This window comes from Adonisia turfae CCMR0081 (genome assembly GCF_011009555.1).
Lineage (GTDB): Bacteria > Cyanobacteriota > Cyanobacteriia > Phormidesmidales > Phormidesmidaceae > Leptothoe > Leptothoe turfae.
Window position 1 is genome coordinate 1247329 of the sequence record NZ_QXHD01000004.1, and the last position, 22741, is coordinate 1270069.

At 48.6% G+C, this 22741-nt stretch carries 22 protein-coding genes; 10 read left to right on the forward strand and 12 right to left on the reverse strand.

The annotated features are described in order from the left end of the window. Positions 1 to 82 precede the first annotated feature (82 nt). From DXZ20_RS09460 to DXZ20_RS09480, 5 genes are all read right to left on the reverse strand, one after another. Positions 83 to 1417, reverse strand: a complete 1335-nt coding sequence (locus DXZ20_RS09460; protein ID WP_163667765.1) for a permuted SH3 domain-containing protein — start codon at positions 1415 to 1417, stop codon at positions 83 to 85. 456 nt (positions 1418 to 1873) lie between these two features. Then, positions 1874 to 3574 carry an ABC1 kinase family protein gene (locus DXZ20_RS09465; protein ID WP_163667762.1) on the reverse strand — a complete coding sequence of 567 codons (1701 nt, stop codon included), beginning with the start codon at positions 3572 to 3574 and terminating at the stop codon, positions 1874 to 1876. Positions 3575 to 3904: 330 nt separating this feature from the next. Then, positions 3905 to 4252, reverse strand: coding sequence for a phage holin family protein (locus DXZ20_RS09470; RefSeq protein WP_006515272.1), 348 nt, complete (start codon positions 4250 to 4252; stop codon positions 3905 to 3907). Between the two features lie 128 nt (positions 4253 to 4380). Next, positions 4381 to 5034, reverse strand: a complete 654-nt coding sequence (locus tag DXZ20_RS09475) for a PD-(D/E)XK nuclease family protein (RefSeq protein WP_163697804.1) — start codon at positions 5032 to 5034, stop codon at positions 4381 to 4383. 93 nt (positions 5035 to 5127) lie between these two features. Next, positions 5128 to 7191 (reverse strand): IMS domain-containing protein, encoded by a 2064-nt coding sequence (locus DXZ20_RS09480; RefSeq protein WP_163697806.1) that lies wholly within the window; start codon positions 7189 to 7191, stop codon positions 5128 to 5130. Positions 7192 to 7772: 581 nt separating this feature from the next. Here DXZ20_RS09480 and pdhA point away from each other — a divergent pair. The 6 genes from pdhA (at position 7773) to DXZ20_RS09510 (ending at position 13573) form a co-directional block, all read left to right on the forward strand. Continuing rightward, on the forward strand, positions 7773 to 8801 hold the full coding sequence (gene pdhA / locus DXZ20_RS09485) for a pyruvate dehydrogenase (acetyl-transferring) E1 component subunit alpha (RefSeq protein WP_006515269.1): 1029 nt from the start codon (positions 7773 to 7775) through the stop codon (positions 8799 to 8801). A gap of 54 nt (positions 8802 to 8855) precedes the next feature. Continuing rightward, a complete protein-coding gene (locus DXZ20_RS09490) occupies positions 8856 to 9839 on the forward strand; it encodes an alpha-ketoacid dehydrogenase subunit beta (RefSeq protein ID WP_006515268.1) in 984 nt (327 codons plus the stop codon). A 170-nt stretch (positions 9840 to 10009) separates the two neighbouring features. Next, positions 10010 to 11449: a protein translocase subunit SecD gene (secD, locus tag DXZ20_RS09495; protein WP_163667754.1), complete on the forward strand. Its 1440-nt coding sequence runs from the start codon at positions 10010 to 10012 to the stop codon at positions 11447 to 11449. Continuing rightward, positions 11446 to 12396, forward strand: a complete 951-nt coding sequence (gene secF / locus DXZ20_RS09500) for a protein translocase subunit SecF (RefSeq protein ID WP_163667751.1) — start codon at positions 11446 to 11448, stop codon at positions 12394 to 12396. The genes secD and secF overlap by 4 nt, the downstream gene beginning before the upstream one ends. Positions 12397 to 12451: 55 nt before the next feature. Beyond that, positions 12452 to 12862 (forward strand): hypothetical protein, encoded by a 411-nt coding sequence (locus DXZ20_RS09505; RefSeq protein WP_163667748.1) that lies wholly within the window; start codon positions 12452 to 12454, stop codon positions 12860 to 12862. A gap of 126 nt (positions 12863 to 12988) precedes the next feature. Further along, positions 12989 to 13573 carry a GNAT family N-acetyltransferase gene (locus DXZ20_RS09510; protein ID WP_163667744.1) on the forward strand — a complete coding sequence of 195 codons (585 nt, stop codon included), beginning with the start codon at positions 12989 to 12991 and terminating at the stop codon, positions 13571 to 13573. On the opposite strand, the gene DXZ20_RS09515 is transcribed toward DXZ20_RS09510, so the two are convergent. The 4 genes from DXZ20_RS09515 to DXZ20_RS09530 all read right to left on the reverse strand — a co-directional run bounded on the left by DXZ20_RS09515 (position 13507) and on the right by DXZ20_RS09530 (position 17672). Beyond that, positions 13507 to 14769: an ABC transporter substrate-binding protein gene (locus DXZ20_RS09515; protein ID WP_163667741.1), complete on the reverse strand. Its 1263-nt coding sequence runs from the start codon at positions 14767 to 14769 to the stop codon at positions 13507 to 13509. The genes DXZ20_RS09510 and DXZ20_RS09515 overlap by 67 nt on opposite strands. A 63-nt stretch (positions 14770 to 14832) precedes the next feature. Beyond that, positions 14833 to 15636: an ABC transporter permease gene (locus DXZ20_RS09520; protein WP_250565698.1), complete on the reverse strand. Its 804-nt coding sequence runs from the start codon at positions 15634 to 15636 to the stop codon at positions 14833 to 14835. Positions 15637 to 15684: 48 nt separating this feature from the next. Beyond that, a complete protein-coding gene (locus tag DXZ20_RS09525) occupies positions 15685 to 16404 on the reverse strand; it encodes a sigma-70 family RNA polymerase sigma factor (protein ID WP_163667737.1) in 720 nt (239 codons plus the stop codon). Between the two features lie 452 nt (positions 16405 to 16856). Beyond that, positions 16857 to 17672, reverse strand: coding sequence for an ABC transporter permease (locus DXZ20_RS09530; protein ID WP_163667720.1), 816 nt, complete (start codon positions 17670 to 17672; stop codon positions 16857 to 16859). Between the two features lie 145 nt (positions 17673 to 17817). On the opposite strand from DXZ20_RS09530, the gene arfB reads away from it, so the two are divergent. Together arfB and DXZ20_RS09540 are read left to right on the forward strand one after the other, a co-directional pair. Then, positions 17818 to 18237, forward strand: a complete 420-nt coding sequence (gene arfB / locus DXZ20_RS09535) for an alternative ribosome rescue aminoacyl-tRNA hydrolase ArfB (protein ID WP_163697808.1) — start codon at positions 17818 to 17820, stop codon at positions 18235 to 18237. After that, positions 18237 to 18854, forward strand: a complete 618-nt coding sequence (locus DXZ20_RS09540) for a lysophospholipase (protein ID WP_250565699.1) — start codon at positions 18237 to 18239, stop codon at positions 18852 to 18854. Before arfB ends, DXZ20_RS09540 begins: the two co-directional genes overlap by 1 nt. Here DXZ20_RS09540 and DXZ20_RS09545 read toward each other — a convergent pair. From DXZ20_RS09545 to DXZ20_RS09555, 3 genes are all read right to left on the reverse strand, one after another. After that, positions 18851 to 19009 (reverse strand): hypothetical protein, encoded by a 159-nt coding sequence (locus DXZ20_RS09545; protein ID WP_163697810.1) that lies wholly within the window; start codon positions 19007 to 19009, stop codon positions 18851 to 18853. The genes DXZ20_RS09540 and DXZ20_RS09545 overlap by 4 nt on opposite strands. 24 nt (positions 19010 to 19033) lie before the next feature. Next, entirely contained in the window at positions 19034 to 20923 is a 1890-nt protein-coding gene (gene uvrC, locus DXZ20_RS09550; RefSeq protein WP_163667707.1) for an excinuclease ABC subunit UvrC, read from the reverse strand. Between the two features lie 80 nt (positions 20924 to 21003). Further along, positions 21004 to 21285 carry a YggT family protein gene (locus DXZ20_RS09555; RefSeq protein WP_163697812.1) on the reverse strand — a complete coding sequence of 94 codons (282 nt, stop codon included), beginning with the start codon at positions 21283 to 21285 and terminating at the stop codon, positions 21004 to 21006. 248 nt (positions 21286 to 21533) lie between these two features. On the opposite strand from DXZ20_RS09555, the gene psbX reads away from it, so the two are divergent. Further along, positions 21534 to 21650 carry a photosystem II reaction center X protein gene (gene psbX, locus DXZ20_RS09560; RefSeq protein WP_036020238.1) on the forward strand — a complete coding sequence of 39 codons (117 nt, stop codon included), beginning with the start codon at positions 21534 to 21536 and terminating at the stop codon, positions 21648 to 21650. 282 nt (positions 21651 to 21932) lie between these two features. Continuing rightward, positions 21933 to 22741 (forward strand): Ycf66 family protein (locus DXZ20_RS09565; protein WP_348918553.1); only part of this gene is annotated, 809 nt, incomplete at its 3' end.

The window sequence follows — 22741 nt, forward strand, 5'->3', positions numbered from 1 at the left end:
TTATTGGGGTAGTGGGGAGCTTGCCCTGAGCCTGTCGAAGGGTGGGAAGTAGAGAAAAAGGGGGTGGGCGATGAACCGACAACTAGTCTTGCTCATCTCGGTTAAAGCGGAGATTATCTAGGGTTTGGCCAGGGGGTAAATCCACAAACACACGGTCCTCAGCCGTGACACCATCTAAAATTTGGATTTGATTGCCGATCTGAGGCCCTAAGGTGACGGGACGGAAACGAATATTTTGATTGTTTGCACCAGGTACCAGAACACCGGTTTCCCCACCCTGGGTAACCACAGCAACCGCTGGTACGACTAAAGCATCTGTGAGGCGATTGCCGAGAAAGGCGACATCGACATTCATATTTGAGCGCAGCTGCTCTAGACCATTCTCTAAGCGAATTCGCACCTGAAAAATGGTGACATTTTGGCGTTCAATGGCCTCTGGGGCAATCAGCCGCACTGTCCCCTTAAACAGGTTTTCTGGATAAGCTGTCGATACAATTTCTACCGCCTGACCCACTTGAACTTGACCTAAATCGGCTTCAGGCACTTCGGCAACAACTTCTAAACCATCGGCGATCGCAAAAATAGCACTAGATGTGGCTGAAGCCGCTTCAGATGCTGACGTGGTTGGCGTGACAAAGGCTCCCTCAGTGGCAAATTTTTGGGTCACAACCCCGGCAAAGGGGGCTCGGATAATGGTGTTGTCGATGCGAGTTTGAGCGGCTGAGACTTGGCCTTTAGCGCGCTCAACACGGGCAGTGGCCTGGGCAACATCCTCCGGGTCCGGATCATCTTCTAGATCTACAAACCGTTGTTGCGCTTCGACCACCCTGGCCTCAAGCTGGCGCACATTGGCCAGGGCACTCTCGACGGCATTCTCACTATTGTCGAGTTCGCGAGCAGAAATTGCCCCCTGGCTGTAAAGGTCCCGATCGCGATCCAAGTCTCCCTCCACCAGGCTCAATCGCGCCTCAGCATCCACCAGCTGGGCTCTCACCGCCTCCAGATTTGACTCAGCCTGGGCCAGCTCTGGGCGATCTGTCCCCTGTAACAAATCCTGTAGTTGAGCCTCTACCTCTGCCAGATTGGCCTGGTTTTGGCGCAGTTGAGCATTCAAATCATCGATATCCATCCGGGCTACAACTTGCCCCTGCTCAACGATGTCTCCTTGTTCAACCAACAGCTCATCCACAATGCCCGAGTTCTTAGGGCTCAGGTTCACTGTGCGATAGGCTTCTACCTCACCACTGGCATTGATGCGAATCGTGACTTCTGCGGCCTCTACTGCCACAGTCAACGTATCAACATCGTAGGTATTGGCACGATAGCGCCGGAAGGTGACTGCGCCAATACCAATAATTGCGATCGCAACACCGCCAACAATCCATGGCAAAGGGCGCTGCTTAAAAAACCATTTCACTCGCTGATAACTCCGTGGTAATAACCGAGATTACTAGAGCACAAGCCAGTATTGATGCCCCTATGTAGCTTAACGAATTTATTGAATCATCAGGGTCAATAGGCATCACCAAAAACAACTATGGAGGAGAATATTTTAAGCTCACAACAAGGGTCGACAGATTTTCCCGTGCTTGAGCTCTAAATTACTGTTGAAGAAGATGGGTTCGATAGATAACAGAACGTCAGATAACAGAACGTTCTGTTAACCGTTCTAAAAACCTATACAAAATCCTGACTGATAGTGCCTGATGTCGAAGGACAGGCTTCGACGGTGCGCTCAGCCGACCTCCACAAGGGAATGCCCCTATAGGATTGTCCATTTTTAATGTCTACTGACACAACAATTACCAGCGAGACAGACTCAAGCTCTGCTCGGAGTACCCTTAGATATTCGCTCTCTCAGTCAATGGTGGCGCTAATTATTGCCTGATAGTACAGCTGTTAGCTCAGCTGGGACTAGCGCCGCTGCCTGACTGCGAGAGAAATCTGCTAACGCACTCCAGGCTGCATCAAAGAGCTGATCAGGCTGCAAATCGTCCTTTACCAAATCCCACAAACGCCCGACCTCTTCGGTGTGCAAACGATTGTCCTCAGTAAGGGCAGCCAAAATTTGCTGACGTAGATACTGACCTTCGTCAGACATTAAAAATTGCATCCCCAACCCGGCGGTGGGAATCAGGTTAAAGCCCTGATCGCCTTGGGCAATGCGAATCATATTCTCCAGACGCTGCCATTGGAAGCGGCCATCCTTGAACAAAACGTCAATCAGTCGCCGCCGCAGAGATTCGGTTTCACCCATTAGCAATCGCCTTGCCACATAGGGATAGGCAATCTCCACAATCTTAAATTCCGGATTGAGGGTGAGGGCCAGACCTTCTTGAGTAACCAACGAACGAATAATCAGTGCAAACTTGGCGGGTACTCGGAAGGGATATTCATATACCAGCTCTGAAAACCTATCGGTGATGCTCTTAAAGTTGAAGTTACTCACACTGGCACCAATGGCACCATCAAAAACTGCTTGCAGAGCAGGCACAATGGGCCGCACATCGACATCAGGGGTGAGAAAACCGAGTTTGACAAAATCATCGGCCAGCTTGTCATATTCCTGGTTGATTAGATGCACAACTGAGTCCACCAGAGTTTCCTTCATATCCTGGTTCAGCTGATCCATCATGCCAAAGTCAATGTAGGCCATGGCCCCATTGGGCATGGCAAACAGGTTGCCGGGATGGGGATCGGCGTGGAAAAAGCCAAACTCTAACAGCTGTCGAAGGCCTGACGAAACACCAATGCCAACCAGGTCATCAGAGTCTAAACCAGCCGCTTGCACCCGCTCGATGTCGGTTAGCTTAATGCCATCAATCCACTCCAGCGTCAGCACCCTGGTACTGGTATAGCGCCAGTAAATTGCTGGCACCTTGACCCTGGGGTCATCGGCAAAGTTAGCCGCGAAGGCCTCCGCATTACGACCTTCATTTAAGTAGTCGATTTCCTCAAAGAGCTTGGAGCCGAACTCATCCACGATCAAGGTGAGGTCGTGGCCCAGATTGAGGGGCAACCAGGGGGCAATCCAACCGGCAGCCCAACGCATCAAATATAGATCGCGGCAAATGATCGGCACTAATCCAGGGCGCTGAACCTTTACCGCAACCTCTTCTCCAGAGTAGAGGCGAGCTTTATATACTTGACCCAGACTAGCCGCGGCCACCGGCTCAGGCGATATGTAGCTATAAACTTCGTCAGGGGTGCGACCTAACTCTTTTTCAATAATTAGGCTCGCTACATAGCTATCAAAAGGGGGAAGCTGATCTTGAAGCTTGATCAGCTCATCTAGAAATTTTGGGTTGATTAAATCAGGGCGCGTAGAGAGGGCCTGACCAACCTTGATAAAGGTGGGACCAAGATCCGTTAATATCTGTCGCAATTGAGATGCTCGTTTGGGCTCATTGATGTCTTGACGCCCTAAACCTTTATCAAACAGCAGTCCTAAGAGAAAACTGCCAAGCATTAATACCACCGAAAGTGCCCGCCACAGCACTGTCCAAAGACGAAAGCGATAGTGGTTTGCGATCGCAACCGCATTGTACCGCCGCATCTTTTCAAGCTCAGCCATACATTCTCATCTCCTAAGCCAAACGCTCAGTCAAGAAGGCACAGTGACACCTGGGTGGTACGAGTATCATCAGCCTTCGCCCTAAGCAATGTGGATATTGGGTAAATTCTGCCCCACTATCCAACAGTAAATGTCTTAATCATAGTATAGATAACTACATTTTTATTTAGATTTCTCTGAGAATAACGAGTCCTACTCTAGTTAATCAACAAACAATAAGGAAGGAGCCTCTAGGGGCTCCTTCCTTATTTCACCTCAACTTCAAAAAAATAAACCAGCAAAAGGCTCAGTTGTTGGGGCCGCGCAGATATGTTGGGGCTGCGCAAATATTTAGATGACAGCGTTCAGGATAGAGGTGATAACCGATAGCAAAAAGGCACCGATAATCGCACTCCAGATGCCCCAGCGTAGGCGAAACCCCTCAACTAGCTTGGCAGACAGACCGAATAGAATCAGGTTTAGCAGCAGGCCCCCCAGGGTTACTAACCACAGCACACCCCCTAAAACTGGTAGGCCAGCAACAATATTGACAACGCCATTCAGCACACCAAAAACGAGGGCCGTAATCGCTGTTTTCCCAAAGCTATCAGACTCTACACCAGTGGGCAAAAAAGTAATAATTACCAGAGCAATGGTGGTAATCAACCAGGTAACAATAAAGGGAACGAGAACGTCCATGGCAGGGCTCCTTAGAGGCGATAATAACGGAATATCCGTGTTTACTCGTAGCAGTTTCGCCTGAAGTATATCAAATTTTTCTCTATGCGTAATTAAAGGAGTGTTAAGAGCAATGCCTTTAATTACGGCTATTTCAGCCGGTAATATTGGCGTAGTCGCTGCTGAAATTGTCCCCAGTGTTGGTCTAATTTGTCTGGGGTAAGTGTAAAAAGTTGCGGCGAGGCATCTTCGAGTGCGATCGCAACCATCGCCCGCTCCACCTTAATGCCATAATCCCGATATACCCAATTCACAGCCCAGCAGTAGGCCGCCACCTGCAGAAAATAATCTTCAATCCACTCTGGTTGTTTGGGACGTCGTGCAGTTTTCCAATCACAGACCAATAGCTGGCCCCCATAGACCATGAGCGCATCTGGATACCCAGCAAATTTAAGTGGATGCCACACCGCTCCTTCCACCAAAAGCACTTCGTCAATATTTTTGAGCACCGGCTCAATAGATGCCCAAAAGCCTTCAGTTCCCTCCGGTAGCACCCAGTCTTCTTGACGCAGATAGGCCTTAATCACCTTGTGAATTTTTGTCCCAGATCGTGACGCTTTGGCGGTAATGCGATTGGCTTCTTCAGCGCCCACCCGCTCCCGCCAGCACCACAGACGCTCTTTATCTTCCCAAGGCTTGGTCGCTGACAAGACTGTGGTCACTCCAGGCAGTTGCTGTCCTTCTATTTCGTAATGCCGGCGACGATTTACCGAAACCTGCTTCGCTTTGTAATGGGGCAGCATTGACCAAATTACCCTAAGAAAAATTCACCCTAAAAACGTAGAGACGTTCCACAGAACATCGCTATAAAGCGCCCAACACCCCATATGCAATCCCTACTGCACCGCAAAGGACTCAATCATCCATTTATCGTCTTCTTTTCTGAGGCTATACTCCACCGTCAGCTGATCTTCATAGGAGAATGCACCGTTATACTCACCAAATTGATAAGCATTCCCCGTTTCACTGACGTCAGCCGTCACTTGAATCTGGTCATCGCCAAGCTCTTCAGCAGTCAGATTTTGAATAGATTGCTCATATTCTAGATGGACACCTTCCCGCTGATTGCTCTCTACCTTAGCAACCCACTGGGCAAGCGTTGGTTCCAACAAAATATCGGCCAGGGCATCAACATTCCACTGGGGACCCATGGCCTCAGATTTTATCTCATACCACTTTTCAATGGTCTCTTCAGCAATGACCTGTACATCACCGGTGGCCGTCGGTTGAATATCTGCAGTCGGCAGCTCAATAGCAGGACGCGTCACATCAATATCTAAAGGATCGCCCTTGATCTTAGGCCCACCAAACAGTCCGCCAAACAAGCTCAATAGCTGAGACATCATGAATCCCAGTACAATCAGGCCACCCAGAGCCAAAAGTAACACCAGTGCTAAGCGCCCCCATTTAGGAGATGAACGCCGTCGAGTTTTCACAACCGGCTCGTCAAACCCAACACTGGCAGTTAATTCATCATCGAGTTGGCCATCAGGAGATAGATTAGAAACCTCCTCCGCTGTGTAGGCCATCGGACGCGAGCCAGCAGTAGCGGCGGCACTAGCAGCACCGAGGCCGACCGTGGCCGCTGTACCGACACCAACAGAGGGTGCCGATCCAAACGATGGACGCTCATAATCTGTAGGCACACGACTATAGCCTGACCCACCATAATCTGATGTGCCAAAGCGGCCAATGGGAGGCTGCGGCACTGCATCCTCAGGGGGCATGGATTCTAAGTAAGCTTGCACCTGCGCATTGGCAAAGTAGTCTTTGAGGGTGACATTGCTTTGATCCAAATCCCGAAAGAAGGGAAACACGTCCTGTTGTAACCAGCGTTCAGTGTACAAACACAGCCCAGGCAACAAATCCGGCGCGCCTGCAGAATGCTCCCTAATAAACGCTATGGGTTCATTCTCATGGCTGCGCTCCAGGGCGTAGGTGGCCTCTTCGGTTTGCCCTAGCAGCACTGCACACACAGCCTGTTCTAGATAGACATCCTGGCGCTCTGTTAGCAAGGACAACCGCTGTTTAGCTTGACGCACAAGCTTAGGCTGATGCTTAGCAAAGCCCCTCGCCAAAAGTGCATACACCGATAGATAAACACCAACGGATGACGGTCGCTGAGCTTCACCCTCAAAAATATCCTGTTGCTCTGCCGATGTCAGGTAACTCCGCAACTGCTGCACAAATCGCAAAAAGTCCTCAACGCTTAACCCCGAGGCATCATCATTGGCACCATCAATGCCCCCTCGCGCTTCTAACATGGACTTCAATAAAGCGACACCTTGTTGTCTGGCCGCTTTATCGGCCAGGGGACGAGCCACCAGCTCTAGGATCCGATAGGGCTTAAGTCTATCGAGATCTGCATGAATTTCTGCCTGCATCTCGGGAAATAGGTTTTCCCGAAGCATGAGTTCCTGACCCGTTTCCAAAGACTCTGCTGCATTTTCGTATTGGTGCTGTTGCCACTGCTCTCTCCCTAGTTCCAGACAAGCCAGACCAATGGTCAAGACAACATCGGCAAGGGCATGCTCATCCCCCCCTTCTAGGGCACTAGCTCCGCTAGTTAAGTAAGGTCGTCCCAAGCGAATAACCAGCTCATATTCACCCAGTTCCAACAGCACCAGCAACGCTCCGATAAGCTGCTGCTCATAAATTTCAATTAAAGCGGGCTCAGCACCTGCCGCCAAAAGTTGAGCATCGTAAACCTGACGGGTGCCTGAGTCTTTTAGAGCAACATAGGCGGCATCAATCAGCTGTTTACGGGATTGAATTGCAAACTCCGAATATTCCCGACGAGGTAACTGTAAAGTACGATCACGATGAGCCTGCTCCAGTTGTTCCGCTGTCGCTTGCATGGGCAGCCCCAGAATTCGGTAATAATCTAGCGGAATTTGCACAGTGACTTCCTTAGCACTCAAGTTAACTTCAGCTTGTGTGTGAGGCTTTGCAGAACTCTAGTACAGGCACTAATGAACATCCCTATAATATGGATGGATAGAAACTACCTGAGCCGGGTAAAACAGTTGCCTACTTAAAACCGCATACATAATAGCGATGAAATGCTGATATTTGAAAGCCTACAGCAATGAATCAAACTTTTCAGACAATTGGCTGAGGAAATTAAGGTTATAAAGCCACTGTTTTTAGTGGGCATTTTCCTATGTAGCAGTCCCCATAAATCTACCTGCTTTGCTGGTTCTAGGGCAGAAAGAAACTTCAAAATAAAGTCCTCAGATCTACAATACCAAGCAAATACTAAGGATTGATCTGCCAGGTACGACCACTCAATTTAAGTGGATATTCAAGCAGATTAAAAACATCGGTCACCGGGAAAGCGAGATTGTCGTCTAAAATTATGTTCGGTCGATTTTAACTTAATCGGGCCAACAAATATCCGCGTAAGCGCGCGGTGATCATGAATTGATCACTTTTTTGGAATAATCATAATTTGTATTGCGGCGAGGCGATTGGCAAGCCAATGGTTCAGGAAAGGACATTACCAACATTTCAAGCAACTTCGGCAAAGCTCGATAAGCAGGAGGGCCTGAGGATATACGAAGATATGGTCCTGGGCCGCTATTTCGAAGATAAATGCGCCGAAATGTACTATCGGGGCAAGATGTTCGGATTTGTACACCTTTATAACGGTCAAGAAGCTGTCTCCACCGGAGTCATCAAATCGATGCGCCCTGATGACTATGTGTGCAGCACCTATCGTGACCATGTTCATGCCCTAAGTGCCGGAGTACCCGCCAATGCCGTAATGGCCGAACTCTTTGGTAAAGAGACTGGTTGCAGCAAGGGTCGGGGTGGCTCCATGCATATGTTTTCCAAAGAGCACAACCTGCTGGGGGGCTTTGCCTTTATCGGTGAAGGCATCCCTGTAGCCCTGGGCGCGGCATTTCAGTCGCGATATCGCCGTGATGCCCTGGGCGATGCCTCTGCTGACCAGGTGACTGCTGCCTTCTTTGGTGATGGTACAACGAACAATGGTCAGTTTTTCGAGTGCCTGAATATGGCGGCTCTATGGAATCTACCCATTCTATTCGTAGTTGAGAACAATAAGTGGGCGATTGGGATGGCCCACGAGCGGGCGTCTTCTCAAACCGAGATTTATCGAAAGGCCAGCGTGTTTGGTATGCCTGGCTATGAGGTTGATGGTATGGATGTGCTAGCAGTACGCGAGGTCGCCCAGGCGGCCATTGCCCGCGCCCGTGCGGGTGAAGGTCCCACCTTAATCGAGTGTTTGACCTATCGTTTCCGGGGTCACTCACTGGCGGATCCTGATGAATTGCGATCGCAGGCCGAGAAAGACGAGTGGCAGGCCCGCGATCCCCTCGTCCGCATGGAAGCATATTTGATTGAACAAAACCTAGCTGACGAAGCTGAGCTTAAGGCGATTAAAAAGCGGATCGAAGCCCACGTCGAAGACGCCGTCAAGTTTGCCGAAGAAAGCCCTGAGCCCTCTCCCGCTGAGCTTCATCGCTACATCTTTGCGGAAGAGTAATGTGAAATCCGCCTCCTGAATTAATCGCAGTTAGCAAATCAATAGGGTATCTAAATGGCAGAAACACTTTTATTTAACGCCCTGCGGGAAGCCGTGGACGAAGAAATGGGCAGGGATGAAACCGTCTTTGTTATCGGTGAAGATGTGGGCCACTATGGCGGTTCTTATAAGGTCACCAAAGGGCTGTACGAAAAATATGGCCCCCTGCGGGTGCTAGACACCCCCATTGCGGAAAACAGCTTTACCGGTATGGCCGTAGGTGCCGCCATGACCGGCCTAAAGCCCATTGTCGAAGGCATGAACATGGGCTTTTTACTGTTGGCTTTTAACCAAATCGCCAATAACGCAGGCATGCTGCCCTACACCTCTGGTGGTAACTACCATATCCCCATGGTGATTCGTGGACCGGGTGGTGTGGGTCGTCAGTTAGGCGCAGAGCACTCCCAGCGTCTGGAGGCTTACTTCCAAGCGGTGCCCGGTCTGAAAATTGTGGCCTGCTCTACGGCTTACAACGCTAAAGGTCTGCTTAAGTCAGCTATCCGCGATAAAAACCCTGTTCTCTTCTTTGAGCATGTGCTGCTTTACAATCTGAAGGAAGACTTGCCTAGCGATGAGTACTTGGTGCCATTGGATAAGGCTGAAATGGTTCGCCCCGGTAAGGATGTCACTATCCTCACCTATTCTCGTATGCGTCACCATGTACTGCAGGCAGTCAAAGGCATTGAAGCCCAGGGATTTGACCCAGAGGTCATCGACCTGATTTCCCTAAAGCCCATCGACTACGACACCATTGGGGCATCAATTCGCAAAACCCACAAGGTGATCATTGTCGAAGAGTGTATGCGCACTGGGGGAATTGCCGCCGAAATTATTGCATCGATCAACGATCGGTTCTTTGATGAACTAGATGCGCCGGTGATGCGTCTGTCTTCCCAAGATATTCCAACTCCCTACAATGGTCGTTTGGAAAGTCTGACCATTGTGCAGCCCAAACAAATTGTTGAGGCTGTGGAAAAAATGATGACTGCACGGGTGTAGGTCATTACTAAATAGGCATCATGAGCACAGAGGATAGCCTTATCTTCTGTGCTTTTTTATTTCTACCAAGGGATTAATGGAACCAATAACGGCAACCTATAATAGGATGTTTGGTTGGATAGCTAGTCACACGTACAAGGACCGGTGTATGGATAATACGGAGAAGGGCCATGGGTAAACAACGCTCGATGTTGGTGGTCATTGTTGGACTTGCGATCGCAGCAGTGTTTACCATTGTGCAACTGCCCACCCAGCTAGGCTTAGACCTGCGAGGTGGTTCCCAACTCACCCTCCAAGTACTAACCAATGAACAGGTCACTCAAATCTCTGAACGAGAGTTAGAAGCCGTCCAACGGGTCATCGAAAACCGAGTTAATGGCCTCGGTGTGTCAGAAGCCATCGTCCAAAGCTCTGGGCAAGATCAGCTGCTGATTCAGCTGCCAGGTGTCAGCGACCCAGCCCAAGCTCAGCGTGTATTAGGGGGTACAGCCCAGTTAGAGTTTCGCTCCCAAAGACCAGGGACTGAAGGCCAACTGAGGGCGATCTCAGATATTGTCAACCAGCAAGAACTTGAGCAGGCAACTATCCTAGCTGTTGGTAATGAGAACATCACCGATGAGCAGCTGGCTGAACTTGACCGGGTTACAGCGAACCTGCAAACCAGCCGTGAAACATTGTTGGAACTGTTCGAAGATACTGATTTGACTGGGGACAAACTCACAGATGCTTTAGCCAGTCCCCTAGGCACCGGTCAATCATGGCAAGTCTCCATTTACTTCAACAACGAAGGCGGTACTCTTTTCACCGAAATGACCCGTAATATCGCAGGCACAGGTCGAGTTTTGGGCATTTTCCTGGATAATCGACTAATTAGTGCCCCCACAGTTGATGTACAGTATGCTGCCACAGGTATTTCCGGCAATAGTGCCACTATCTCAGGTAGTTTCAATGCCGAAGCAGCCAGGGATTTAGAAATTCAATTACGGGGCGGTGCTTTGCCCGTGCCCGTAGAAGTGGTCGAAAATCGCACGGTCGGCGCTACGTTGGGTCGCGATAGCATTCAACGTAGCCTATACGCAGGCCTTGCAGGCCTGATCTTAGTGCTGGTCTTTATGGCCGTTTATTATCGTCTACCCGGACTCTTGGCGGACGTTGCCTTGGTAGTTTATGCCCTGCTCACCTGGGCGGCCTACAACATTTTGGGTGTGACCATGACCCTGCCAGGTATTGCCGGTTTCATTCTCAGTATCGGTATGGCAGTAGACGCGAACGTCCTTATCTTCGAGCGCACCCGCGAAGAATTGCGAGCCGGTAAAACCCTCTACCGTTCCGTAGAGTCAGGATTTTATAGAGCATTCTCCAGCATTCTCGACAGCAATGTCACCACCATCATTGCCTGTGCTGCCTTGTTCTGGTTTGGTGCTGGTTTAGTTAAAGGCTTTGCCCTTACCCTGGCAGTCGGTGTGGCAGTGAGTCTGTTTACAGCCTTCACCTGCACCCGAAATCTTCTTTTCTTTGTGATTAGCTTTCCTCAATTTCGCAAGGTGGGCTATTTTGCCCCGAGCCTAGCCACCGATCTGCCCTCTACTTCGCAACCGTCCCAATCATGAAATTGAACGTCGTTAAACAACGCGGTATCTGGTGGCTCGTTTCTGGTGTCTTGGTCGTCGTCAGCCTTGCGGCCATGGCCCTGTCATGGTCACAGTTTAATGGCCCTGTTAAACCAGGACTAGACTTTATTGGTGGGACACGACTACAGCTAGAACGCAACTGCAGCGATGGGGTAAGCTGCACCGATCCTATTGATATCGTCGAAATTCGCACTATTTTAGATGAGCAAGGGTTGGAAGGCAGCAGCCTACAGCTAGTGGGCGATTCTGGCCAAGCCCTATCCATTCGTACCCGCAACTTAGACGTAGACGAACAAACAGAACTGCGCTCAGCCTTAGAAGGCTATCTCGGTGAGATTGATCCAACAGCTTCAAAAATCGATGTCGTTGGCCCAACCATTGGTGAACAACTTTTAGTGGCTGGTCTGCTCTCTCTATTGGTTGCTTTTGTTGGGATCACTGTTTATTTAAGTCTTCGGTTTAAATTTGACTATGCATTGCTAGCACTCCTAGCCCTGCTGCACGACGTAGTCATCACCCTAGGTATTTTTTCAATTCTGGGGCTCACCATTGGGTACGAGGCAGACAGTTTATTTATTGTGGCACTACTGACAATTGTTGGCTTTTCCGTCAACGACACCGTAGTCATCTACGATCGCATCCGTGAAAATTTCAAACTGATGCCCGATCAGGATATTGATCAAACGGTGAATGATGCTGTTAATCAAACATTAGGGCGCTCCATCAACACCACCATGACAACGGCGCTTCCCCTATTAGCCATCGTGATTTTTGGGGGAGATACCCTTAAGTTCTTTGCCTTAGCACTGATTGTTGGCTTTTTAGCCGGAGCCTATTCGAGTATCTTTATTGCTAGTACGCTGCTGGCTTTGTGGCGATCTAGCTCTAGCTCTAATACAGATATGGCGACATCAGCCACGGAGTAACTTTATAAGCCGTCTATCTTAAATACGTCGCAAAGGAGATTGATTAATCAGAGAGGTGACTTCTTCCAACGGTTCTAAAAACATCGACAGCAATTACACCACAGTCGCCACCGAACGGGCCATTGAAGCTCTGAGACAGCATTCTTTAACGACCTGGTGGCGGTTGACGGTGGGTATATGGCTAACAATTGGGCCGTTAACTCTATGGCAGCTGCGTTCAGAAATCAGCTTACTGTTGGATTATTTCACCTGGACCTCTGTCTACTACGGATTGAAGTATAACTTCTTAGGAGCTGTGGGGTTCTTTTTGTGCGTCGGTTTGGCTAGCACTCTACTAGTCCGTGAAATTCGTCATTTAGTCTTAGGTATTTCTCCTATCGAGCGCCAACGTTTAGAGAGCCAATTAGCTAAAATTCGTCGACAGGGACCCTCCCATCCATTGTGGTCGTTGGTCAGTCGACCATAAAGATTTCGTCGTAGGGTTCTTCCATGGAAGGGTCCTACGGCGAAATCTTCAATAATTACAAAATCATCCATTGATTTTGTGACACCATCGCTAAAATATCGAGTCTATAATCATTGGCTCTACTTTATGCGACTGACAACTGATCGATTAACAATTCGCGATTGGCGTCCGATTTACGACGCTCAGCAAGCATTTGATATTTACGGCGATCCCAGGGTGACACGTTGGCTACAGGGTCAGTCTGACAGTTCTATTCAGATGACCCAAGAACGACTACAGCGCTATTGTGAACGCTGTGTTGACGGCCTAGGAATTTGGGCCGTTGTTGAAAAAGCCATTGATCGAGCCATCGGCAGCATTCTGCTGATTCCTTTACCTAAGAACGACAAAACTGACAGTGGCAAAATTGAAATTGGCTGGCATTTTCGTCCTGCAAGTTGGGGCTATGGTTATGCTACTGAAGCAGCCAGTACCCTTCTTCAGTATGGGTTTCACACAAAACAGCTACCCACTATTTATGCAGTTACTACCCCAGACAATATTCGGTCTCAGCGGGTCATGACTCGGCTCGGAATGGAAGCCTTAGGGTTTACCGATGACTATTACGATCGCACCTTGCAGCTTTATCGTTTGGCATCTACAAACTATTCTTCTGGCCAACTCGCATCAATGGCCGATAGCACCGTATCAACGTCTGTGCCGCTGATGTAGTTGACCATTTCAGCCCAAAACGTACCGGTGCCTACCGCCGCTGGCATCAAGTCAGAACCATCAAAGCGAATGGTTTCGGCTTGGGTCAATACGGCTGCCATTTGGCGCACTCCATCATTGGGGTAGATAGCCAAGTCCACCTCTTGGTGGGGACTAATATAGCCACGGGCAGCCCAACTTTCGTGGGGAGTCACCGTTGTTAGATAGTTAATGGCCGCTTGGGCCGCTGGGGAATTATTGGTGATCGCAATTACCAAACCGCCCGTTAACAGAGGTGATTGCGGCCCATCCCCCGGCAATAAAAAGACCCGAGTGTCTTTCCCTGGCTCAACGGTATCGGGCAAAAAATCGGTAATAAAGCTAGCTTGACGATGCAGATAACAGCCTGGAGGTTGATCAAACATGGGGGCTGGCGCATCTCCAAAGGGAGTACTGATGGCACCAACAACGCCACCACGCACATAGCGATCGTTACGCACAATGTCTCCAAACATTTGGAAGGCCTCTTTAACCGGGGGAGAGTTAAAGGGAATCTCATGGGCGACCCACTGGTCATATACCTCAGTGCCTGCCGTTCGCAACAAAATATCTTCTACCCAGTCAGTACCCACCCATCCGGTGGCCTCTCCACTCTCCAGGCCAAAACACCAGGGTGTTTTACCATCAGCTGCAATTCTCTCAGTAAGACCGATCAGTTCATCCCAACTTTGAGGGATGTTATAGCCAGCCGCTTCAAAGGCATCAGGGTTGTACCAAACTAAACTTTTTGGATCGGACCGCATCCACAATCCATAAACTTGTTCATCCACGGTGCCTAAATCGACCCAGTCGGGGCCAAAGGCAGCGGTTAATGCGGGCAGCTCAACAATATCATTTAAGGGAGTCAGGGCTCCTTCTCTTGCCAGATCTCTCATGAGCCCAGGCTGTGGAAAAATTGCTAAATCTGGCACATCTCCTCCCGCCACCCGAATGGGTAACACAGTGGAGAAGGCATCTGTACCTTCATAAACCACCTCAATTCCAGTCTCGGCAGTAAAGGGGGCAAAGGCCTCTTCAACAATCTCCTGACCTACGCCAGTTAAGGATCCTAAGATGACTAATGTATCGCTGCTGTTGTTCTGGGAGTTGCCATTACAGGCGGTTAACAACAATGACAACACACTAACAATGTGGAGAGAACGGGGGGTAAATTTCATGACATCCGATGCCTGGTGACCTTGGCTAGTTTACGCATTGTAGGGGCATTGCCTGCAATCCCCCTAGCTGGATGCACTGGTGTAAAAACGTAATGCAAATCGCCAAAATAAACGGGATACTTGAAATAACCCTAAGGCGAGCAGTCCAGAGCCCGCTAACCAGGTAACTTCAATGCGATTAAGAAACACTTGGGCAGGCACTGTAGTTAAAAAAGCGACCGGAATCACAAAGGTGAAAAATATACGAAACGCAGCGGGATAAGCCACTATCGGAAACCGGCCAGCTTCTAAAAAGCCCCGTAGTACTTCTGTTACGTTATAAATTTTGACAAACCAGATACTCGTGGCTCCTAACATAAACCACAGACTGTATAAACTCATAAAGCCTAAAGCCAGGGGGACCATGGCGGCCAAGTAATTCCCCATACCCAATCCCAGTTGGTTGCCTGCGTATAGGATCATGACAGCCCCTAGCACCAGATCTGGAAATCCCCAAGGTGAAATCGTGCGTGTCGACAGCCAAAACTGAGAGCTAATGGGCTTAAGCAGGACAAAATCTAAGGTGCCGTCCTGTACATGCCTAACAATTCGACTCAGATTAGGGCTCAAAAATGTAGCGGCAAACCCCTGTAGCATGGTAAAAACACCCAATACCACTAGCGCTTCTTGCCATTGCCATCCTTGAAACTCGTAGCCCGTGCGATAGAATAAAAACAAACCAAATAAACTGCCACCCAAGGCCGTTAGGCTACTGAGGGTGGCAATTATAAAATTCAGGCGGTATTCAAGTTCAGCTGCGATCGCAACTTCCCAAAACAGCCGCAATACCCTTAAATATCGCCGCACTGTCATTAACTCCCAAGTCATCAGCTCCATCGTAGCAACAGGCCTTGGAAGAATCGACAAGATTTCTAACTAGGCAGTATGTTGACCATCGATGTAGCGCTTCAGCTCACCTTGTAGACGATAGCGAGCCCGAGCGATACGAGACTTCACAGTACCCAAGGAAACGCCGGTAATTTCAGCAATCTCTTCGTAGGGCAGACCTTGAATCTCTCTCAAAACAATAGTAGTGCGGAATACTTCAGGTAATTCAGCTATAGCTGCTTGTAAACGCTCATAAAACTCATGGGTCATCATCGTATCCACGGGACTAGGGTCTTCTGAGGCAATCTCCCAATCAACCTGACCATCATCCAAATGCCTAGGGGCGTCTAGAGATAACGTGCCTGCGTGACGCTTACGCTTACGTAGCTCGTCATAAAACAAATTAGTGGTAATACGACTCATCCAACCCTTGAACTTTACGGGTGCCTGCAGACGATTTAGGTTGCGATAGACACGAATCCAAACCTCTTGAGCTAGATCAGCTCGGTCGGACCAATCTGGAGCAAGATGATAAAGCTGACGATCTACATGGGATTTGTAGCGACGCATTAGCTCCGAAAACGGTGCCTGCTCTGGATAACGGTTACGCTGACAAACAGTAATTAACTCGGTTAGATCTAACTGATTAAGGTGCTCAGCAATCAGTTTTTGACTGTCGGGTTGAATAGCTTGAAAAGGAGAGATTTTAGTAACAGAATCAAGAACTCCAGTGGATAAAGCGCGTGCGTCAAGTTGGATAGTAGTCATAATAAAAACAATTCAGGAAGTTGTTTAATACGGGGGCTGAATTGGCTAGGTCTTACACCTAAATTTAGTTAGAAATAATGGCAGTGTTCTGACTCTGGAATAACAAAGACTTTCGTGACGATCACTGAGCCCATCAACCAGTGTAATGAAAGCTACCAACATCAAACATCAGCCATCTAACCGAGCGTTGTTCCTAAGAAAACTCTCATTACCACTTTAGTCGGTGGTCTTCAGGTAGTCCGTAAAGTGTTAGTTAAGAGATAGGCAATAAAAGCTTTTGTCTAATAAAAAAGTTCAACTTAATCAGTGAAAATATGGGGAATATAAAGACGATTAGACATGCTTTAAAGTTAAGACGAACAGGCCACATATTAACTTTGCATAACCATCTCTAAGTTTATGTTTTCTACACATACTTAAGTACTGTATGTGCTGTGTTTAAATACAGCTACTTAAGCCCCCATGCCTGAATAGCGCTTTAAACCCTGCCGCCATAGCAAACGATTGAAGCACCAAAAAATTAGACACCATGCCAGGGTAATTAAAATACTCTTACCAATTTGAATAGGTAAACCAACCATCAAACTGGCGGGCACATAAATTAAATAGGGAAATGGAGTCCACATGACAATTGCGCGAACGGTCTCAGGGAATAGGGTAAGCGGTGCCACCATGCCTGAGAAAAAGGTGTAAAGCAAAAACGAGAATTGTTCAATTGCCGTTGCGCGCTCAACCCAAAATGCCATCATGGCATAGGTATATTGCATTAAAAAGCGCAGACAAAAGGCCAAACTAATCGCCACTAACCCCCAAACAATGTGGGTAGGCCTTTGACGAGCGACAGGGTATAAGACTAAAAACAGCGCTACTAAAGCGGCAATAAATGGTAGCCTGGCCAGGCGTTCGGCTAGATGAGATGAAAAGTGACGCCAGCCCGGATCTAGTGGCTGTAGCAATAGCGGCGATAGCTTACCTTCTAAAACCTCACGCTCAAAATCCCAAATAACCCAAACAACGGTCAGCTGTCGCACAACAAAAACCGCTAAAAAATAGCGCACCACATCATCGGGATTCAGTTCAAACTGTCCGCTGCGAGCGGCTTCTTGCCACAACCCCATAAGGATTAACGGAAATGACCCCGAAAGCACCCAAAACATAAGTTCAGCACGATACTCAAGCATGTAAGCGTAGTAAACGGCAAGTAGCGTCGGGATTACTTGCACTAGACGTTGAGGATACTTAAGCAGAGACATCACAACTGAAGCCATAAGGGTTACTAGGCTATTAATTGAGCAGGATTGGCGTTTGAGTTACGAACTTTACGCCCTATTCAAACTTCAAAATTCAGCCTTCAAAACTTCTTTAGAGTTTAGTTGGTTATGCTGAAGGTGGGGCTATGGGAGTAAACGGGCAATGCTGAGGATTTCTAACCAGGTAACCATTCCAGATAGTGAAATTGAACTACAGGCGGTGCGATCGCAAGGTGCGGGCGGTCAAAACGTTAATAAGGTTGCCACAGCCATACACCTCCGCTTTAATATATTGGCCTCATCGCTGCCTGAGCACTATAAAACTAGACTGCTGACCTTAAACGATAGTCGCATAACCAAAGGTGGAGTAATTCATATTAAGTCTCAGGCTTACCGCACTCAGCTCCGTAATAAGACTGATGCCTTGGAACGACTACAGCAGCTGATTAGAGCAGCCATGGCGGTTAAGAAAAAGCGTAAACCCACCAAGCCTAGTAAAGCGGCCAAGCAAAGGCGTCTTGATAACAAAACCAAACGTAGCCAGCGCAAAGCATCACGTGGTCGCGTTAGCTATGACGATTAATGACTTCAATGGATTTGATCTTGATCCATGGCATGGGTAGGACACCCCTTTCCATGGTGATATTGCAACATCGATTAAAACAGTTGGGCTATCGCGCTCATCTATTTGGGTATTCAGCCACCTTTGAATCTCTAAATCGGGTAACGAATCGCCTCATGGCTTTAATTCATCGATTGCATACCAAAAACTATGGCTTGATCGGTCATTCCCTAGGAGCTGTGATCATTCGCAATGCCTTGCCCTTACTGAAACAGCAGCCTAAAGTCTGTTTCTTTCTGGCACCGCCGATGATCGCTTGCAAAGCGGCAAAAGTCTTTTCAAAGCTGTTGCCCTATCGTGTGCTGACGGGTGAAATGGGTCAGATGCTGGGTCAAGATGGTTTTATGAATCAATTGGTTATGCCCGAAAATGTGAAAATCTATGGGGGTACGGCTGGTCCTAGAGCGGCGTGGCTCCCCCTAGGTGATGAGATTAACGATGGTCTTCTTACCATTGCAGAAGCCAGCGGACAGTTTAGTCAAGGTGCAATGCGAGTACCGACCTTACATTCACTCATCATGCATTCCAAAACAGTATTTGAGGATATGGCCATATATTTGGACAAAAATTGCCCCTAAGCTCGAATTACGGTGATGACTCCCTGTCGTTTTGAGACAACCGTCTTTACTACCAGTTTCTCTTCGATGGGTATGGAATGATGCTCATCCAAAACCTGTCGAGTCGTAATAGCAGCCACATTTTTAGCTTGATCGAATGGCCAATCGTCATTCATTTTGCTGATTGAGAGGTTAATTTCCTAAGACGATTCTGGATGAAAGTAATCATAGATCTGCTGAGCTAACTTAGGTCCCACCCCCGATACCGCTGTCAGCCGTTCTACGTTGGCCTCACGAATATAGTCGATGGACCTAAACTCAGCTAGCAGCATCTTTTGTCGATGGTGGCCCAGACCAGGAATCTCACTGAGACGAGAACGACGCATGCGATCTGTGCGTTTTTTGCGGTGGAAGCTGACGGCAAATCGGTGGGCTTCATCCCGTAACCGTCGCAATAACTGCACTCCCGGCTGTTCTGCTTCAGTGGGCAATGGCATGGATTCCCCTGGCAAAAAGATCTCCTCGCGTTTTTTCGCCAGACTCACCACATTTAACTCACTGAGCAAGTTGAGATCTTTTAGCACTTCGACCACGGCTGAGAGCTGCCCTTTACCACCGTCAATCATCACGAGGTCGGGCCAGTCTGGATTGCCAATCCGTTCCTTAGACGGATCTTCTGCATATTTGCGAAAGCGACGACGGATCACTTCAGCCATACTGGCGAAGTCATCGGAATGACCGCTGGTAACCTTGGGATTTTTAATCTTGTAGTGACGATAATGTTGTTTCGCAGGCAGACCATCCACAAATACCACCTGGGAAGCCACGGCATCTGAGCCTTGAATGTGGGAAATGTCATAGCCTTCTATGCGCTTGGGCTGACCCGGTAGATCGACAATTTCCGCCAAATCCTGCATTGCCTGGTTATTGCGATCGGCAAACCGCTGGGTGCGCGCTAGCTCATACTGGGCATTGCGCTCCACCATTTCCACCAACGCTGCCTTGGATTGCCGCTGGGGCACTTCGATGGTAACTTTACGTCCCTTTTGCTGGGTAAGAAACTCCGCCAGCATATCGGCATCCGGCAACGGGTGCTGCACCATGATTTCGCTGGGAATTTCCACCGCATCTACGGTGGGATAATGCGCTTCAAGCACCCGCTGCAAAATTTGCCCCGGTGTGCCTGACTCGGTCTCGGCCACAAAGCCTAAACGTCCCACAAGGCGTCCTGCTCGAATTTGGAATAGCTGAATACAGGTGTGCTGATCGTCACCGGAGAGTGCGATCGCATCCCGCGAAATTGTGTCATCCGGCAACGCCACCTTTTGGTGGGCACTCAACGTTTGCAATCCACGAATCTGATCCCGCAGTCGTGCCGCATGCTCAAAGTTAAGCTTTTCAGCCGCCTTTTCCATTTGGGCTGCCAAGATTGACTCCAATTCCTGCACCCGCCCCTGAAAAACCATTGCCACCTTTTGGACAATCTTGTGATAGTCTCCCGGCGTAATCAGCTGTTGGCATACCCCAGGACATTGGCCAATGTCATAATTCAAGCAAGGTCGATCTTTAAATAAAGGCTGACGTCGCTGCCGCAGCGGAAATATTTTTTTAGAAATATGCAGCGTCCGGCGCAGCAAACCCGTATCTACATAAGGACCGTAGTAGCGATCTTTCTTGGTGGTTTTTCGACGCTTACGAGTAATAAAGATGCGCGGGTAATCTTCTGACCAAGTAATGCAGAGATACGGATATTTTTTGTCATCCTTAAGCAACACATTAAAATAAGGCTGATGCTGCTTAATTAAGTTAGCCTCTAACACCAGCGCCTCGGCCTCAGTATCCGTAACAATAAATTCGATATCCACCACCTGGGTCACCATGACACTGATGCGCGGCGCGTGGTGCTGTTGTCCATTCCTAAAATAGGAACGTACTCGATTGCGCAGGCTTTTGGACTTACCTATATAAAGGATTTGATCATCCCCATCTCGCATGAAATAAACGCCCGGTTCCTGGGGAATTTCCTTGAGACGAGTTGCTAAGCGTTCAGGGTCTTTTAGTAGCGTCGTTGCAGCAGCAGCGGAAGGCACTAAGGGTCTCTCCAAATCCGTTCTAGTAGACAGGGGCTATTGCCTTTCTATTCTGCATACATTTGTCCTAACTAGGTTAGCTAGAACATCTTTAGTAATCCTTGTTGCCCTACTAATATTTCGCGCAATAGGCTGATAAAGGCCACCCAAATGATGGGAGAAATATCTACTCCACCAAACGGAGGGACTATTTTACGTACGGGCATCAAAAACGGCTCAGTCGGCCAGTACACCAAATTGAAGGGAAACTTGGTGGATTCTGCCTCGGGGTACCAAGTAAGAACGATGCGGAAAATAAACAGTAAGGTCATCACCGCTAGCAGCGGTCCAACGATCCAATTGCCAATTGTGATACCTGACATCGTCAATGTTCCTCGTTAAATGAGTGATTCACTTTAAGGATTGTAAAGCTTAGCTCGATGGCTATGGCCTGCACATTCGCAATCTTTTTAGTAAAAAAACTAAAAAGCCTTGATGTAAAAAGCATTTAGCGTTTTCAAGCACATTAACCCTGTTTTTTGCCCCAATGAAAAGGCTTCTCAAGGTTAACGTTGCTCGATACTATATTAAGCAAGCATTACAAACGTTTGCGGAACTAAAGAGTAAAGCCATGACACCTTCACTGACTAATTTCTTACTGAGCCTGGTTGCTGGAGCTGCAATTGTAGTGATCCCAGTAACTGTTGCTCTTGTCTTTATCAGTCAGCGCGACAAAATCAGACGCTAAACCTTATTGCATTTGGCTTGAAGTAAACATAAGTACTTTAAGTCTTTAAGTATAGGTAAGAGCAGCGATAATTTCCTGGTCAATGTCTTGTGTAAACGAACCGAGAGTACAGCCGATGCTGTGCTCTTTTTTATGACTGCAGTTTGACCATTGAACAAATTCTGAGCTGATTTATCAAAAGACAAATCCAAAGCTGCCCGCTAGGATAGAATTGGTGGCTATGGAATAGTCATGTCAGGCAAAACGCCTGTTAGAGGGCCACCATAATACGAGGAAGCAATTGTGAATTTTGGTACTCCTGTCCCGCTGCTGGTTGGATTAATACTCATTCTTGGTGCGGTTGGGCTTTTCTTTCTAGACAAATTTAAGCCGGGCTATGAACGCAGCTCTGACAAGGTTTACTCAATCCTACTTTTGCTGTCTGGCGTCTTCCTGCTAGCCCATTTAAATATGGAGCTGCTGGCTTCTTTTCAGCAGGTAATGCTAGTGGGGATGCTGACTACCTTGATTATCAACGATATCAGCAAACGAGAGTCTAACCGCGTCAGGTCAGGGGAGCGTGAAGGTCCACCACCACGGCGCTATGAGGAACGTCCCCGTCGGGTTTATCGTGCAGAATTGGACGACTGGGATACACCAGGATCCAGACAACCTCGTATCCCCAGCGATCGCTATCGGGATGATAGCTATGGCGATCGCTACGAGCCACGCCCTTTAGAGCCCCAGCCCCCAGCCCCATATCAAGACCGTCGACCACCAGCACGCTTACAGCCAGGGCAGCCAAGACAGGGAGAAGAGTTTGATAACTACTCGAACGATCGGGGTCGACCCGATAGTGGTCCAGGGAATCGTTCAAACAGTTTTTACAACAACCCTCGCTATGATGGCAACGGGGGGCCTTCAGGTCCAGGCAGTCGGCCACAGCGACCAACCCAACGCCCACCACAGTCACCACAGCGCCCTCCCATGGATACACCGGTGCCTGCAGGTAATGGCGCTGGCCACAGCTTAGGTGGTTTGCCACAGCCGCCTCGGGAATCAGCCCCCCCCCCTGCTGAGCGTCCTCCCCTTAATGTTCGTCCTCGCCCTAC